This window comes from Thauera humireducens (assembly GCF_001051995.2).
Taxonomy (GTDB): Bacteria; Pseudomonadota; Gammaproteobacteria; order Burkholderiales; family Rhodocyclaceae; genus Thauera; species Thauera humireducens.
Genome location: NZ_CP014646.1, coordinates 649,600 through 665,618, shown reverse-complemented (window position 1 = coordinate 665,618; position 16,019 = coordinate 649,600). Strand labels below are relative to the sequence as shown.

Below are 16,019 nucleotides of genomic sequence, written 5' to 3'. Positions count from 1 at the left end.
GGGACTCAAGCTGCCAGCAGGAAGTCGCGTACGACGGCGATCTGCGCGGGATCCATCAGCATCGGCGCGTGACCGACGCCATCAAACTCGACCGTCCGCGCCCGCGGGCCCTGCTCGGCCATGGCAAGGAAGGTCGAGCGCTCCAGCAGGTCGGACTCGGCACCGCGCAGGGCCAGGGTCGGACAGGCGACGCGCTCGTACACCGGCCACAGGTCGATGTCCTCGCTGACGGGCGCCGCGCGGAAGACATCGCCCAGGCCCGGGTCGTACACCATCGCAAAGCCGCCGCCGGGACCACCCACCGGACGCACCGAAAAGTTGGTGAGGTGCCGCCACTGGGCATCGCTCAGCGGACCGAAGGGCGCGCTCACCATGCGGATATAGGCCTCGGCGGCCTCCATCGTCGGGAACTTCGGCGCCGTACCCACGTACTGTGCGATGCGCTGCAACGACACCGCAGTGATCACCGGACCGACATCGTTGAGCACCAGCCGCGCGATCGGGGTATGTGGCTGACTGGCGACGAGCATGCCGATGATGCCGCCCATCGATGTGCCGACCCAGTTCACCTGCTCGACGTCGAGCCGCGCGATGAGCGTGATCATGTCCGCCACGTAAAGCGGGAAGCCGTAGTCGGCCTTCACCGCCAGCCAGTCGCTGCGCCCGCGCCCCACCACGTCCGGACACACGACGCGGAAATCGTCGGCCAGCGCCCGGGCGAGATCGTCGAAATCGCGTCCGTTGCGTGTCAGCCCATGAACACAGACAACGACACGCGGATTGTCCGGCGCCCCCCATTCCGTGTAGGCCATGCGATGCAAGCCATGAGGTCCGATGCACTGGACGTGCCGTTCCCGCACCCCCTCCAGCGGGCGGGACACTCGATGAGACGACGGAACGGCAGCATTCGGTTCGAAAGACAGGGACATGGCAGGGAGCTGTGGTTGACGCGACGAGCCCGAGTCTAGCACCGCTGCGGACAGGCCCCGTGCCACGCATTCAGCGGCCATGCCAGTAGCGGGGCTCGACCTGCCGCTGCGCGCTCAGTTCGACGCCGTCGCCCTCCCCGGGCGGAAACAGCGCGTGGACCGCACCCTGGCTGTCAGTCCGCCAGTTGCGCGCACCGGCCTGCGCCCAGCGCGCCCACACCTCGGGATGCGGATGGCCGAAGGGATTGCGGTGACCGGCGGAATGGATCACCGCCTCGGGCAGGGTCGCCACCACGAGCGCGTCCGATGACGACGAACGACTGCCGTGATGGCCGCTCACCACGACCTCGGCCGCCAGCTCACCACCGCCACCGTGCTCACGCTCGACGATGTCACGCTCGGCCGCGGCACCGACGTCGCCCATGATCAGCAGGCGCCCTGCGGCGTTGCTCACCCGGAGCACGCAGGAACCGTCGTTGTCTTCGGTCGACGCGCGGTGTTGCATCGGCGGTGTCGGATGCAGGAACTCGAAACCGACGCCATCCCACGACCAGCCCGCGCCTGCAAGACAGGGTGTCACGCGGACGCTGTCCAGGCCTGCCCGATGCGGCGCATCGGGAAACGCGCCCCCCATCAGCCAGCGCTCCACCGCGATGCCACGGGCGACACTCTCCGCCCCGCCGACGTGATCCTTGTCACCGTGCGAAAGCACCACGGCGTTCAACCGGCTCACCCCCGCGGCAGCCAGATAGGGCAGCACCACCCGGTCGCCGGCATCCGCACTCGTGCCATAGGGCGGCCCCGCATCGAACAGCAGGTCATGTCTGGCGGTCTGCACATGCACGGCGAGCCCCTGACCGACATCCAGCACCGTCACCCTGAATGCGCCCTCTTCCGGACGAGCGCCCTGCCAGGCCACCAGAGCGGCAACGAGCACCGCAGCGGCCAGCCGACCCGGCGTGCCCCGCGGCAGCAGCAGGATCATCATCCCGACCACCGCAGCCAGCGCCAGCCACAATGGTGGCGAAGGCTGGCGCCACAGCGCCATGTCCAAGCCCGACAGCCACTCCACCCAGCGCATCGTGACGGCGGTCACCGCATGCGCCAGATGCAATGGAAACTCGAACGGCAGCAACGCAGCGACCAGCACCAGCGGCGTCACGACGAAGCTGACGACCGGAATGGCGAGCGCGTTGGCAAGCGGCGACAGCACCGGAAAGGCATTGAACATCAGCACCAGCAGAGGCAGCAGCGCAACGCTGATCCCCATCTGGATGCGCAGCGCAGCCCGCCATTGCGACTCGCGCGCGGGCCGACCCGTGATCAACAGCAGGATCACCCCCACCGCGCCAAAGGACAGCCAGAAACCCGCCGACAGGCATGCCCACGGGTCGGCGATCAGCACGCACAGCAGGGCCACCGCCAGCACGCGGGACGGTGCCGCACGGCGATCAGACAGCAGCGCCGCCACGACGACCGCAAGCATGATCAAGGCACGTTGCACCGGAATACCCAGACCGGCCAGCAACCCATACGCAGCCGCCGCCCCCAGGGCAGCGATCGCCTGTGCCTTGCGTACCGGCCAGCGCAACACCAGTGCCGTCCGGCGGCGCCACACCCAGCCGGCGACGGCACCTGCAACGGTCGCCACCAGCGTGATGTGAAGCCCGGAGATGGCCACCAGATGGGCAATGCCGGTGCGCCGGAACACCTCCCACTGCGCCGGCGAGATGCCGCGCTGCTCACCGATCGCCAGCGCGACCAGCATGCCGGAATAGGGCCTGTCGCCGAGCGCGACGATGAAGCGCTCACGGATGTCGCCTCTTAGCCGATGAATCCACTGCATGGCCGATCCGGGCTCCGCAGCCAGCCGCTCGGCCGATCCGCGCACATGCCCGGTGGCGCGGACGCCCTGCTCGAGGAGCCAGGCCTCGTAATCGAACCCACCCGGATTAGCCTGGCCATGGGGGCGTTTCAGGCGCACGGAGAAGCGCCACGCCTCGCCAGCGCGCACGACCGGGAGCGCTGCCATCCCGTCCCGTGGGCGGTACCACGACAGGAGCAGGTGCCGCGGCACCCCCTCGGGCGGCGACGCGAGCTCGAAGTGAAAGCGCACGCCCTCGTCCAGCAGTTGCGGCAGCGCGCTCACGCGGCCGGCGACCATCACATCGCGGCCTTCCAGGTCGTTCCGCAGCGCATCCGCCAGGCGCCAGTCGGCGCGCACCGCAGCCCAGGAGAATCCGAGCACGGCGGCGCATGCCAGCACGACACAGCGTTGCCCGAAAGACCACGACCGACCCGCAGTGCGAGTGCCTGTGCCCCTGCTGCCGAGGGACAGCAGCATCGCCGCCGCGGCCGGCCCCTGCGCCAATACCAGCGCCAATGCCAGCACCACTCCCAGCACCGCTCCCAGCGCACCCTCGGTCACCGGCAGGTCCGGCTGCATCTGGAGCACGACGACCCCCAGGGCGAAACTTGCAGCGAAGAATCTCATGTCCGTCATGTTGCCGTTGGCATACACACACGGACAATCCGGCCCACACGCTGTCCTCGCAAATTCACGTTCTGCGACACATTCGCCGCCTTCGGCCGTACCTTGTCCCGGCGGCCCGCTGCTAAACTCCCGCGCACCAGACATCATGCGCAAACGGCTCAAGAACCTCCTGCCCGATCATGCCGCGATTCACGACAATCGCTGGCTGCGGCCGTTCGCATCGACGCTGCTGCATCCGCGCCTGTGGCACCTCAACCGCCATTCCGCTGCGGGCGCCGTCGCTGTCGGACTCTTCTGCGGCCTGATCCCGGGGCCGCTGCAAATGCTCGGCGCAGCAATCTTCTGTGTGCTGTTCCGCGTGAATCTGCCGCTGGCGCTGATCACCACGCTCTACAGCAACCCGCTCACCATCGTCCCGCTGTATGTGCTCGCCTTCGGGCTCGGCAAGCTGGCGCTCGGCGATGGCGAGGCCGAGTTCACGGCACCGCCCGACCTGGATGGCCTCGCCATCGCCAACTGGATCCCGATGCTCATCGACTGGATGGCGAGCCTTGGGAGACCGCTCGCCCTCGGCCTGGTGCTGCTGGCCGCCCTGCTGTCGGTGACCGGCTATGTCGCGGTCAAATGGACCTGGCGTGCCTGGCTGATCCGCCAGTGGCGCAAGCGGCAGGCAAAGAGTCCGCAGCCGTAAACGCGGCACGGGCCCGCAGGCCCGTGCCGTTAACGTTGCGCGCCCGTTCCGGACGCGACTGCGTCACAACTGGAAGCGCTCCACCTGCTTGCGCAGGTTTGCCGCCAGGCTCTCCAGCAGGTCGGCCGTCGCCGTCGTCTGGTGCACCGCCACGCTGTTCTCGCTCGCCATCGTTGCGATGCGCTCCACGTTCTGCGCAATCTCGTTGCTCGCCGTGCTCTGCTCGCTGAGCGCCAGCGAAATCTCCCGGACCGCGGCCAGCACCTGCTGCGCCCCGTCGTTGATCTGCGCCATCGAGGCGCCCGCCTGGTTGCTCAACGCCACCCCTTCGCGCACCCGCTGCACACCCTGTTGCATCGTGTCGACCGCCCGGCCCGTGCCGTCCTGGATCGCCTGCACCATGCTGGCGATCTCCTGCGTCGCCAATGTCGTACGCTCGGCAAGCTTCCTGACCTCGTCGGCCACCACCGCGAAACCGCGGCCCGATTCCCCGGCGCGCGCCGCCTCGATCGCCGCGTTCAGCGCCAGCAGGTTCGTCTGGTCGGCAATCTCGCGGATCGAGCCGACGATCGCCGTGATCTCGCGCGACTTCTCGCCCAGTTCGCGGATGGCGTCACTGGACTGATCCACCGCCTGCGCGATGCGCTCCATCTCCTCGACCGACCTGCGCATCACCACGCCACCTTCGGTCGACAGCCGCCCCGAGGCTTCTGCCAGCTGCTGCGCCGTGCCGGCGTGGCGCGAGATCTCCTCCACGCCCACGGTCATCTCCTCGACCGCGACCGCCACGTCGGACGCCGACTGGCTCTGCGCGTCCGAACCGTCCGACACCCGCCGCGCCGAGGCCGACAGTTCGGTTGCAGAGCGCCCCACCTGGCTCGCCCCTTGCTGGATCTCGCGGATCAATGCGGCGACCTCGTCGGCCATCACGTTGAACTGCGCTGCGACTTCCGACAGTTCGTCGCGCGCCGAAAACTCGACGCGCGTGCGGTAGTCGCCCGCCGCGTAGCGCTTGGCACCGGCCGACAGCTCGCGCACCGAGCGCACGATCGCCAGATACACCGCGGTGAAGAGATAGCCCGCCACAAGCATCGCCACCACCGAAAGCGCAATCTGGAACTGCAGCCGATCCGACAGCAGGTCGAGCCGCTGCTGCAGCAACTGCCCGGTCTGAGGACGCAGCACTTCGTCGAAATTGCGCACCGCCGTGGTGATTGCCTGGGTCGTGAGATCGAAGTAGGCCGGCGCAGCGAGCGTGAACTGCTGTTCGAGGATGTCGCGGGTCACCGCCTGGCGGACGTTCGCGATCGCCGCCGCGATCTCGGTACGCGAGCGTTCGAGCGCCGCGGCCATCCCGGCATTCGCCTTGCCCGCGCGCTCCAGGCTTTCGAGCAGGGTGGCCTCGGTGCGGGCGATCTCGGCCAGCAGGGCCACCACGCCGTGTTCGTCAGCGCGCAGCACCTCGCGGCGCGCAATGATGTTGGTGCCACGCGCACGAAGCTGTCCCAGACGCTCGCTCAACTCGGGCAGCGAGGTCAGCAGCGGGCCGATGAGGTTGGAGGTCGCCGGATCCGGATCCCGCGACAAGCCCGACACGCCGCCCAGATCCCCGATCCAGCGCAGCAGGCGTGCAATCGCCTCGGTGTGCGCCTTGAAGCTCTGCGGCGCAGACATCTGGCTCGCGCCCGCCAGGATGCGCTGCAGCTCGCCACGCGCCGCCAGCCAGTCGGGCTGCAGCGGCTGCCACATCGGCTCGGCCGCGATCGCGGCGTCCAGCTTGGAGATGGCGCCTTCGATTTCGGCCGCCTTCGCCTCGCGTCGGGGAATCAGCTCGGTGCTGCCACCCAGCACGCCAGCGTTCAGGCCACGATGCTGCTGGGCCAGCAGCACCACACCGAAGCCGGCGTCGAACAGCGTCAGGCCGGCGATCTCGCGTTCGGCCACCGTCATGTCCTCGCGCAGGCTGACGAAGATCTGCGCCAGCAAGGCCGCGGCCGACAGACCGCAGACGAGCAGGATCAGGCTGAACTTGAGCGGGTAATTGAGGCGATCCAGAAGCCGGATGGCCGGCAGGAATAGGGCTTTCATTTCGATGTACCGGCGGGAGCCGGCTGCCGTTCTTGATGTTACGAATTATCGGCATGCCCCGTCGTAACTTAATGACCCGCATCAATATGGCGGGCACTGCTGTCCTTTTCTACGGATACTAACTTTTCAATAAGTAGAGTCATTCCAGGATATAGCGGCACTCTGGCTGCCTGAAAAATGACTTCACGAGTTCAGGGAGCTTCTGGATGCTGCGCAATGCACCGAGTGCGAGTCGCTTCATCTCCTCGGCACTCTCGACCAACTGGCGCGAAACCTTGCGCTTCACATGAGCCCAGACCGTTTCATCGGGGTTCAGATGCGGCGAGTACGGCGGCAGGTAGAAGAGTTTGAGCTTGCCGTCCAAGCCCTCGACGTAGCTCTTGACCATCTTTGCCTTGTGGATCGGATGACCATCGACGATCAGAAACACCGGCTTCTCGGCATTGACCATCAAGCGCTTGAGGAACTCGACGAACACCTTCGCGCCAACCGAGCCTTCATGCAACATGAATCGAAACTCGCCCTGCGTGCTAACCGCCGAGATCATGTTCAGCGAGAAGCGCCGGCCCGTCGCCTGCACCACCGGCGTCTGGCCCTGCGGCGCCCAGGTCGTGCCGGTGTGGTAATCCGAGCGGATACCCGACTCGTCGCCAAAGTAGATCGTTGCGCCGACCCGCTTGGCTTCGGCGCGGATCGTGGGGTAGGTCTCCGTCTCCCACGTGCGCACCAGCACCGGGTCTTGCTGCCACGCCTGGTAGAGCGGCTTCTGGGCGCTGAAGCCCAGGATCTTCATGAGACGGTGGACCGAGGAGACCGACAACTCCTTCTTGAACTGGCGCTTGATCAGGTGACGGATCAGCGACAGCGTCCACAAGCCGAACTCGAACTTGAACTGCTGCGGGTTATGGTCACGAACGGCATTGGCGATCCACGACAACTCCTCGGCGCTGAGTTTGCTGGGGCGCCCCGGAATCGGCTTGGCCAGCAATGCGTTCTGCCCGCCATTGGCAAAGTCGGCGAGCCACCGGAAAACGCTGCGCTCATTCACGCCATACGCCGCCGCGACGCTTTGCACTGTCTGCCCCTCACGCACTGCTTTGACAGCCTGCTGCCGCATCACCTGCAAGGTGTGATGATCGAGGGCACGGCCGTCGGAAGGTCGTTTGCATTTCATGGGGCATATTATCGCTCACATGACACTACTTACGGGAACGTTAGTAAGTGTGCAGCAGTGCCCGGCCATGACAGGCCACAGACCGGGTTCGCGTCGCGACTGGGGATGAGGCCGGTGGGCGCAGCCCCGTTCTCAATCGAGCCGGCCGTCGGTCAGCCGCAGGGTGCGCTGCGCACGCGCGGCCAGGCTTTCGTCGTGGGTGACGATGACGAAGCTGGTCGACAGCCGCTCGTTGAGCGACAGCATCAGGTCGAAGACGGCCTCCGCGGTGCGGCGGTCGAGGTTGCCCGTCGGCTCGTCGGCCAGCACGCAGGCTGGCTGCGTCACCAGCGCCCGTGCGATCGCCGCGCGCTGGCGCTCGCCGCCCGACAGCTCGCCCGGCGCATGCGTCAGGCGGTGTCCCAGCCCCACTTCGCGCAGCATGGCGGCCGCCTGCTCATCCGCCGCAGCCTTGTCGACACGGCGGATGTAGAGCGGCATTGCCACGTTCTCGAGCGCGGAGAACTCGGGCAGCAGGTGGTGGAACTGGTAGACGAAACCCAGCGCACTGTTGCGCAGGCGGCCGCGCTCGGTCTCCGACAGCGTGGAGAAATCGCGTCCCATCAGCCGCACCGATCCTGCGCTGGGCACGTCCAGTCCGCCCAGCAGGTGCAGCAGCGTGCTCTTGCCCGAGCCCGAGGCGCCGACGATCGCCACACGCTCTCCGCGCTGCACCGCCAGGCTCACGCCGTCGAGCACCGCCACCGCGTCCGCGCCCTCGCGGAAATGCTTCGCCAGCCCGTCGCAGGCCAGCACCGGATCAGTCTGCTTCATCGCTGCCTCACTCATAGCGCAGGGCCTCCGCCGGATTCACGCGCGACGCGCGCCAGCTCGGATACAGCGCCGCGAGCAGCGTCAGCACGAAGGACACCGACACGATGCTGATGACGTCGGCCGGCAGCACCTTGGACGGCAGTTCGTTGATGTAGTAGATCTCCTTGTTCCACAAGGTCGCGCCGGTAACGGTCTCGAGCGCCGGGATCACGACGTCGAGGTTGTTGGCGATCGCCAGCCCGCCGACGACACCCGCCAGCAGCCCGACCAGGCCGATGATCGAGCCCTGCAGCACGAAGATCGTCATGATCGACGCGGGGCTCGCACCCAGCGTACGCAGGATCGCGATGTCGGCGTACTTTTCCTGCACCGCCATCACCAGCGTCGACACGATGTTGAATGCGGCAACGGCGACGATCAGGAACAGGATCAGGGTCATCATGGTTTTCTCGAGCGCGACCGCGCGGAAGAAATTGGCGTGGCTGCGCGTCCAGTCGTTGACCATCAGCCCCGGTTCGGTGATCAGTCCGGCCAGCTCGCGCGCCACACGCGGCGCCGCGAACAGGTCGGCCAGTTTGAGGCGCACGCCGCTCACCGCGTCGCCGAGTCGGTACAGGGCCTGCGCATCCTCGACATGCACCAGTGCCAGGCCCGAATCGTATTCGTACATGCCGGCCTCGAACACGCCGACCACCTCGAACTGCTTCACCCGCGGCAGCACGGCCGCCGGCGTCACCAGCCCCTGCGGCGCGATCAGCGTCACCTTGTCGCCGAGCTGGACGCGCAGTGCCAGCGCCAGGTCGCGCCCCAGCACGATGCCGAAACGACCGGGCTGCAGCGCATCGAAGCTGCCCGCCTTCATGTAGGCGCCAAAGTCGGCGACCTTGTCCTCCTCGCTCGGGATCACGCCGCGCACGATGGTGCCGCGCACGCCCTCATCGAAGGACAGCATGCCCTGCTCCTGCACATAGGGCGCGGTCGCGAGCACAGAGGGATGGCGCCGTGCATCCTCGGCGACCTGCTGCCAGTTGTAGAGCCCGCCGTCCATGCTCTGCACCTGCACGTGCGAGGCGACGCCGAGGATGCGCGAGCGCAGTTCCTCCTGGAAACCGTTCATCACCGAAAGCACGACGATCAGCGCCGCGACACCGAGCGCGATGCCCAGCATGGAAACGAAGGAGATGAAGGAGATGAAGCGGTTGCGGCCCTGGGCACGCTTGCGCGAGCGGGTGTAGCGCAGGCCGACAAGGAATTCGTAGCGCATCGAGTGGACGGTGTGTTGGGAATGCGACAAGCCCGGCATTGTGCCCGTGGACCGCGCCACGTGGCCAGCGTGAATGGCATCGGACTGTAAGCGCTGGCCGGGCCGGGAAGCGCCGGCGCACTGGTTCGGCACGGCATTTCGTGGAACACTCACGACACGCAGAACGCGGGAGAGCCATGATGGCGCAGCCAGACGACGCACCAGCGATCCGGCCTCAAGGGTTGCTCGACCAGAGCGCCGCGGCCTGGATCGTGCTTGGCGTGCTGCTGCTGTTCACGTTCTCGATGTGGCGCTTCTTCGACGCCCAGCTCGAAGACCGCTCGCACGACCGCTTCCAGCACCAGGTCGACAACGCCCGCAGTGCGCTCAAGAACCGCATGCAGGCCTACGAACAGGTGCTGAATGGGACCGCGGGCCTTTTCGCGGCGAGCACCGAGGTCAGTCGCGCCGAGTTCCGCCGCTACGTCGAGTCCCTCGAACTGGATGAGGCGCTGCCCGGCATCCAGGGAACCGGCTTCACCCTGATGGTCCCGGGCACCCAGCGCCCTGCCCACGTGGCCGCCGTACGTGCCGAGGGCTTCCCCGATTACCGCATCCATCCGGAAGGCGAGCGCGACACCTACAGCACCATCCTGTACCTCGAGCCTTTCGAAGGGCGGAACCTGCGTGCGTTCGGCTACGACATGTATTCCGAACCGATCCGCAGGGAGGCGATGAACCGCGCGCGGGACACCGGGCGTGCCGCCGTGTCGGGCAAGGTCGTGCTGGTGCAGGAAACCGAGGACGACCTGCAGGCCGGCTTCCTGATCTATCTGCCGGTATACCGCGACAACGACGTCGATGACGTGCTGAGCCGCCGTGCGCTGCTGCACGGATTCGTCTACAGCCCCTTCCGTGCCCACGACCTGATGCAAGGCGTATTTGGCAACTCCAGCGGCGACACCAGCCGCAACACCAGCGGCACGACGACACATGACGTGGAGATCGAGGTCTACGACCTTGAAGCCGATCCACGAAACCTGCTCTATTCGTCCCGTACCCCCGATCACACGCCCCGCTTCACAACCGACCGCATGGTCGAATTCGGCGGACGGGTTTGGGTCCTGCGCATCGGCAGCAGCGCGCAGTTCGAACAGGACGTTCGCCACTCCGAACCCTACCTCGTGCTTCTGGCCGGCATCGTCGTCGACATCCTCATCTTCGCGGTGATCTACGGCAGCATCCGCCATCGTCGCAAGATGCGCCGTTCCGCGGCCCGCCTGGCCGAAAGCCGGGACGAATTTCGCACGCTGGTCGAAAACGTCCCCGGAGTGGTCTTCCGTTGTGCCCCCCAGCCGCCCTGGCGCATCCTGCACATCAACAAGGGCATCCTCGATCTGACCGGCGAACCGCCGGAGCACTTCATGGGGCAAGCGCACTCGCTTGCCGAAGTCATCCATCCGGACGACCGGCCGCGGTTCGAAGAGACGATGATGTCCTCGATCCTCGGGCGGACGCCTTACGAGGCCGAGTTCCGCGTCCGCAGCCGCTTTGGTCGGATACATTGGGTCAGCGCACGTGGGCAGGGCGTGTTCGACCGCAACGGCAGCGCGCGCTGGATGGACGGCGTGATGCTGGACATCACCGAGCGCCGGGCGGCCGAGGCCGCCATCCGCCAGCTCGCCTTCATCGACCCGCTGACGCAGTTGCCGAACCGACGCTTCCTGCTCGACCGCCTGCGTCAGGCGCTCGCCAACAGCGACCGCACCCGCCTCTTTGGCGCCCTGCTCTTCATCGACCTCGATCACTTCAAGGACGTCAACGACACCCTTGGGCACGAAGCAGGCGACAGCGTGTTGACCGAGATCTCGCAGCGGCTCAAGCACGGCGTGCGCGAAGGCGACACGGTCGCGCGTCTCGGCGGCGACGAGTTCATCGTCATGCTCGAGAACCTGGGCGACAAGGCGGAGGACGCGGTCGAGAAGGCCGAGGCCATTGCCGGCAAGATCCTCGCCGAACTCGGCGAGCCGCTCACGGTCGGCGGACATGCCGTCACCGCGACACCGAGCATCGGCATTTCAATCTTCTGCGGACAGGACCCGGGCGCCGACGAACTCATCCAGCGCGCCGATCGCGCGATGTACCGCGCCAAGGCCGCAGGCCGCAACCGTATCGAACACCATCTCGCCTTCTGAGTGCGGCGGCGGCGCGCCGGGTTCAGCGCGGGCGACGTGCAGGTCGCGGCGTGGCTGCAGCCACAGGCTTGTCGCGCCGGCCCTTGTGCGCCGCCGGACCCGCCGGCTTGCGCTTGGCACAGCCTTCACGACCGGCGGCGGGCGCGGCGGCTACCGGCTGCTGGCGCGGCACCAGGCAATTGGGCCCGTTGCCGATCAGGTCCGCGCGCCCCATCCGCATCAGCCCCTCGCGCAGGACCGGCCAGTTCTCCGGGTCGTGCCAGCGCAGGAAGGCCTTGTGCAGCTTGCGGACCTTGCCGGCACGCGCGGTCTCGACCGTTTCCGAATCCCCCGACACCTTCTTCAGCGGATTCTTGCGCGAGTGGTACATCGTGGTCGCCAGCGCCATCGGCGTGGGCAGGAAGGTCTGCACCTGGTCGAGGCGGAAATTGTGTGCCTTGAGCCAGAGCGCGAGGTTCAGCATGTCCTCGTCGGTCGTCCCAGGATGCGCGGCGATGAAGTACGGCACCAGATGCTGCTTCTTGCCTGCGAGCTTCGAGTACTTCTCAAACATGCGCTCGAACTCTTCGTACGCGCCGATGCCGGGCTTCATCATCTTGGAGAGGGTGTTCTCCTCCGTGTGCTCGGGCGCGATCTTGAGCAGGCCGCTGACGTGGTGCGTGACGAGCTCCTTCACGTACTCGGGCGAACGCACCGCAAGGTCGTAGCGCAGGCCCGAACCGATGGTGATGCGCTTGACCCCGGGCACCGCCCGCGCCTTGCGGTAGAGCTCGACCAGCGAGGAGTGATCGGTGTTCAGGTTCTCGCAGATGCCCGGATACACGCAGGACAGTCGGCGACAGTTCTCCTCGATCGCCTTGCTCTTGCACGCCATGCGGTACATGTTGGCGGTCGGCCCCCCGAGGTCGGTGATGTGGCCCTTGAAGTCGGGCGACTTGTCGCGGATCTCCTCGATCTCGTGGATGATCGACTCGTGCGACCGGCTCTGGATGATGCGGCCTTCGTGCTCGGTGATGGAGCAGAAGGTACAGCCACCGAAACAGCCACGCATGATGTTGATCGAGAACCTGATCATGTCCCAGGCCGGGATGCGCGCATCGCCATAGCCCGGATGCGGGGCACGGGCATACGGACGGTCATAGACGAAGTCCATCTCCGGCGTGGTCAGCGGCACCGGCGGCGGATTGATCCACACGTCCCGCGCGCCCGGCCCCTCGCCATGGCACTGCACCATCGCGCGCGCGTTGCCCGGATTGGACTCGAGATGGAAAACCCGCGAGGCGTGGGCATACATCACCGCATCGTCCTTCACCTGTTCGTAAGACGGAAGGCGAATCACTGTCTGCGCACGATCGGCACGACGGGCGGCGACACGTTCGGCAGCCGGCACGATACGCACCGGCTGCGCGCCATCTGCCGCAGGCTTGGGAACGGCGGCAGCCGGCTCCATGGCATAGGGGTCGGGATGCGTGTCGATGCGGCCGGGCTTGTCGAGCGCGAGTGAATCGATCTCGTGCCATTGCTCCGAAGGCCGCCAGCCCGGCCTGACCATGAAGGCCGTGCCGCGCAGGTCGCGAATCGACTCGATCGGCTCGCCCGCCGCCAGGCGGTGGGTCAGCGCCACCAGCGCGCGCTCGGCATTGCCGAACAGCAGGATGTCGGCCTTCGAGTCCGGCAGCACCGAACGCCTTACCTTGTCGGACCAGTAGTCGTAGTGCGCGATGCGGCGCAGCGAGGCCTCGATGCTGCCGACAACGACGGGTGTCCCCGGAAATGCCTCGCGCGCACGCTGCGCATAGACCGTCACGGCACGGTCTGGCCGCTTGCCCGCCTCGGCGTTCGGCGTGTAGGCGTCCTCGGAGCGGATCTTGCGGTCCGAGGTGTAGCGGTTGACCAGCGAATCCATGTTGCCGGCAGTGATGCCGAAATACAGACGCGGCTTGCCGAGCACACGGAAGCTCTCGGCGGAGTGCCAGTCAGGCTGGCTGATGATGCCCACACGGAATCCGTACGCCTCGAGCAAGCGTCCGACCAGGGCCATGCCGAAGCTGGGGTGGTCGATGTAGGCGTCGCCGGTCACCAGGATGACGTCGCATTGGTCCCAGCCGAGCGCCTCCATCTCCTTGCGCGACATGGGCAGGAAGGGCGCGGCGGCGTAGCCGGGAACGGCACCGGACAACAGGCTGGGGGCCGCAAGTTCTACGGCAGAGGAAGTAGTGAGTGAACGCATGATGGACGCCATTGTATCGGTCGTGACAGGCGCGGGCGGCATCCTTGCAATCTCGCTTGCGCGCCATTGCCCTGCCCGGCATGCCTTGCTGCTGTAAATATAGCTATCTTTATTGCGGCACTTCACTCATACTGCGCCGCAGCGAACTTCAAGTCGTGTAGTTTGTTTGTCGGCATATCCGATTCTTCGGTCGTACCTCCAAGTCATACCTCGCTGTCTTGATACTCGCCCCATTCAGGGGGCTTTCCCCATTTTCAGGAGATTCAAGACATGGCAACAGGTACCGTCAAGTGGTTCAACGATTCGAAGGGCTTTGGTTTCATCACGCCGGAAGCCGGCGGTGACGACCTTTTCGCCCACTTTTCCGCCATTGAAGGCCAGGGTTTCAAGACCCTCGCAGAAGGCCAGCGCGTCACCTTCGACGTGACCACCGGCCCCAAGGGTCTACAAGCGTCCAACATCCGCGCGGCCAACTAAGCAGCGCTGCGACCTCGCGCCTTCGGCGCAGGTCACCCGAAGGCCCGACGTGCGTCGGGCCTTTTGCATTTTGCCCTCCGTAAATACCGGACCGTGCCCGCTTACCGGGCAGCCGGATTGAGCCTTGCCTCCGCAACGACACCCACGACGAGGTAGCCCCGCGACGTCGGCCCGGCATGCGCCCTCCAGCAGCGCCGCGCCCTACGCTCATCTCCATCGAACAAGGAAAGTCCCATGTCCCATCTGATCCAGAGAACCGAACTCAAGACCTTCTACTACACGCCAGTCCATTGTCCGTTCTGTGGCGTGCGTGTCATGGGGGCCGATCCCGACGACGAGACGCGCATCACCGCCTGCCCGCACACGCTGTTCATCGCGCACGACACGGCTTTCGAATACCGTTCGGAGCGTCTCGACCAGAATCTCCGCCTCAGCGGGATGTCGGAACAGGATATCGAAGCCCGGTGGCTCGCGGACGGACGGGGCATTGACGGGCTCACGGACAAGGTGAGCCTGGCCGATGCGATCAAGGTGGCTGCCTACGCGCCGGCGCCGTCCGCATACGGCTCCTACTACGGTTTTGCCCCGATCGAGTAAGGCGCCCGCAGACCGGGGGCGCTGAGCACTGGCGCGCTCCGGTACGCAAGCGCCGCGCCGCAGCCCTACCCACTCACCACAAACACTGATCGGGCCGGTAGCCGATACGCCGCGTCAACAGGCGCCGCGCACCGGCGTGAGCCGGGTTCAGAAGGTAGTTCCATCCAACGGGCACCACGACCGAAGGGACGCGCAGCAGCAGCGACGTGCCGCGCGCCAACCATTCATCGCCTGTGCGCTGCGACACCGTGCTGCCCACCGACCAATCCACGTTGGGCGCATCCCAGCCCTCGGGCGGCTCGACGGTCTCGGCCGCGGCGACCAGCGCAGCGGGCAGGGTCACCTCGACTGCGACCAGATCCCGCGGCGGCCGCAGCGGCGTATGCACCCGCTTCTCGAGCTGGGCCAGCGCAAGGCTGTCGGCCAGGTAGATGACCGGCTTGCCAACGCTGTTCCAGCGCCCCCCTACGGCCACCGCGCCATTGCCCGCGCACGTGAAATCCTCGGCCGCACATAGCAGCGCGCCGGTTTCAAGGTCGATCCAGTCCTGCGCCAGCCGCCACAGCGTAGCCGTTCTCGCCGCCATCAGGCGGCAGTGCCGGCCATGATGCGGCGCAGGGCATTCATCACTGCCTGGTGGCCAGGCGTGGTGGCCACCAACTCGATGGGGATCGCGCCACCCAGTACGGGAATGGGCGCGGCCAGCCATTCGCGGGCGGCGCTTTCGTCGCCGAACACGCGCGCGGCCGCGCGCTCCACATCGATCAACCGGGCGACGCGATCGGAATCGTCCTGCGACAAGGGCTTGCCCTCGCGCACACGGCGGTCGTAGGTGGCCGGCGCCACACCCAGCAGTTGCGCGAGACTCCGCCCGCTGCGGCCGAAACGGTGGGCGAACACATCCAGCGAGCCGGTCTCGAAGCCTTCACGCACCATGTGGTCGCGCTCGAGTGCCGACGCGGCATGCAGGTAATGTTCGATGCTTGCGCCGCCCACACTACCGCGCGCGGCATACGCCGCTTCAGGCTCGCGGACAAGGGCTCTTGTCGTCTTCATGCTTCATCCATGCAATCATGTGATTCACTCAT

At 66.6% G+C, this 16,019-nt stretch carries 13 protein-coding genes; 4 read left to right on the top strand and 9 right to left on the bottom strand.

The window, feature by feature from the left end:
• Positions 1 to 5: 5 nt before the first annotated feature.
• Together AC731_RS03145 and AC731_RS03140 are read right to left on the bottom strand one after the other, a co-directional pair.
• Entirely contained in the window at positions 6 to 812 is an 807-nt protein-coding gene (locus tag AC731_RS03145) for an alpha/beta fold hydrolase (RefSeq protein WP_418081498.1), read from the bottom strand.
• Between the two features lie 187 nt (positions 813 to 999).
• On the bottom strand, positions 1,000 to 3,423 hold the full coding sequence (locus tag AC731_RS03140) for a DNA internalization-related competence protein ComEC/Rec2 (protein ID WP_237266595.1): 2,424 nt from the start codon (positions 3,421 to 3,423) through the stop codon (positions 1,000 to 1,002).
• Positions 3,424 to 3,568: 145 nt separating this feature from the next.
• On the opposite strand from AC731_RS03140, the gene AC731_RS03135 reads away from it, so the two are divergent.
• Entirely contained in the window at positions 3,569 to 4,114 is a 546-nt protein-coding gene (locus AC731_RS03135) for a DUF2062 domain-containing protein (RefSeq protein WP_004253421.1), read from the top strand.
• Positions 4,115 to 4,177: 63 nt separating this feature from the next.
• On the opposite strand, the gene AC731_RS03130 is transcribed toward AC731_RS03135, so the two are convergent.
• The 4 genes from AC731_RS03130 to AC731_RS03115 all read right to left on the bottom strand — a co-directional run bounded on the left by AC731_RS03130 (position 4,178) and on the right by AC731_RS03115 (position 9,453).
• Positions 4,178 to 6,202: a methyl-accepting chemotaxis protein gene (locus tag AC731_RS03130; protein WP_048709188.1), complete on the bottom strand. Its 2,025-nt coding sequence runs from the start codon at positions 6,200 to 6,202 to the stop codon at positions 4,178 to 4,180.
• Positions 6,203 to 6,341: 139 nt separating this feature from the next.
• Positions 6,342 to 7,376: an IS630 family transposase gene (locus AC731_RS03125; protein ID WP_048705947.1), complete on the bottom strand. Its 1,035-nt coding sequence runs from the start codon at positions 7,374 to 7,376 to the stop codon at positions 6,342 to 6,344.
• Between the two features lie 132 nt (positions 7,377 to 7,508).
• Positions 7,509 to 8,204 carry a lipoprotein-releasing ABC transporter ATP-binding protein LolD gene (lolD, locus tag AC731_RS03120; RefSeq protein WP_048709187.1) on the bottom strand — a complete coding sequence of 232 codons (696 nt, stop codon included), beginning with the start codon at positions 8,202 to 8,204 and terminating at the stop codon, positions 7,509 to 7,511.
• Positions 8,197 to 9,453, bottom strand: a complete 1,257-nt coding sequence (locus AC731_RS03115; protein WP_048710533.1) for a lipoprotein-releasing ABC transporter permease subunit — start codon at positions 9,451 to 9,453, stop codon at positions 8,197 to 8,199. Before AC731_RS03115 ends, lolD begins: the two co-directional genes overlap by 8 nt.
• 176 nt (positions 9,454 to 9,629) lie before the next feature.
• Here AC731_RS03115 and AC731_RS03110 point away from each other — a divergent pair, with 176 nt between their 5' ends.
• On the top strand, positions 9,630 to 11,627 hold the full coding sequence (locus tag AC731_RS03110) for a GGDEF domain-containing protein (RefSeq protein ID WP_237266594.1): 1,998 nt from the start codon (positions 9,630 to 9,632) through the stop codon (positions 11,625 to 11,627).
• 22 nt (positions 11,628 to 11,649) lie between these two features.
• Here the strand turns inward: AC731_RS03110 and AC731_RS03105 are convergent, their stop codons facing one another.
• A complete protein-coding gene (locus AC731_RS03105) occupies positions 11,650 to 13,761 on the bottom strand; it encodes a YgiQ family radical SAM protein (RefSeq protein WP_048710530.1) in 2,112 nt (703 codons plus the stop codon).
• Between the two features lie 366 nt (positions 13,762 to 14,127).
• On the opposite strand from AC731_RS03105, the gene AC731_RS03100 reads away from it, so the two are divergent.
• Together AC731_RS03100 and AC731_RS03095 are read left to right on the top strand one after the other, a co-directional pair.
• Positions 14,128 to 14,334 carry a cold-shock protein gene (locus AC731_RS03100; protein WP_004253404.1) on the top strand — a complete coding sequence of 69 codons (207 nt, stop codon included), beginning with the start codon at positions 14,128 to 14,130 and terminating at the stop codon, positions 14,332 to 14,334.
• 234 nt (positions 14,335 to 14,568) lie between these two features.
• Positions 14,569 to 14,931, top strand: a complete 363-nt coding sequence (locus AC731_RS03095; protein WP_004253402.1) for a baculoviral IAP repeat-containing protein — start codon at positions 14,569 to 14,571, stop codon at positions 14,929 to 14,931.
• 73 nt (positions 14,932 to 15,004) lie between these two features.
• Here AC731_RS03095 and AC731_RS03090 read toward each other — a convergent pair whose 3' ends face one another.
• Together AC731_RS03090 and parS are read right to left on the bottom strand one after the other, a co-directional pair.
• The gene (locus AC731_RS03090; RefSeq protein ID WP_048709183.1) at positions 15,005 to 15,517 is read right to left on the bottom strand and encodes an RES family NAD+ phosphorylase; all 513 of its coding nucleotides are present in this window, start codon (positions 15,515 to 15,517) and stop codon (positions 15,005 to 15,007) included.
• Positions 15,517 to 15,987, bottom strand: coding sequence for a type II RES/Xre toxin-antitoxin system antitoxin (gene parS / locus AC731_RS03085; RefSeq protein WP_048709182.1), 471 nt, complete (start codon positions 15,985 to 15,987; stop codon positions 15,517 to 15,519). Before parS ends, AC731_RS03090 begins: the two co-directional genes overlap by 1 nt.
• Between the last annotated feature and the right edge of the window lie 32 nt (positions 15,988 to 16,019).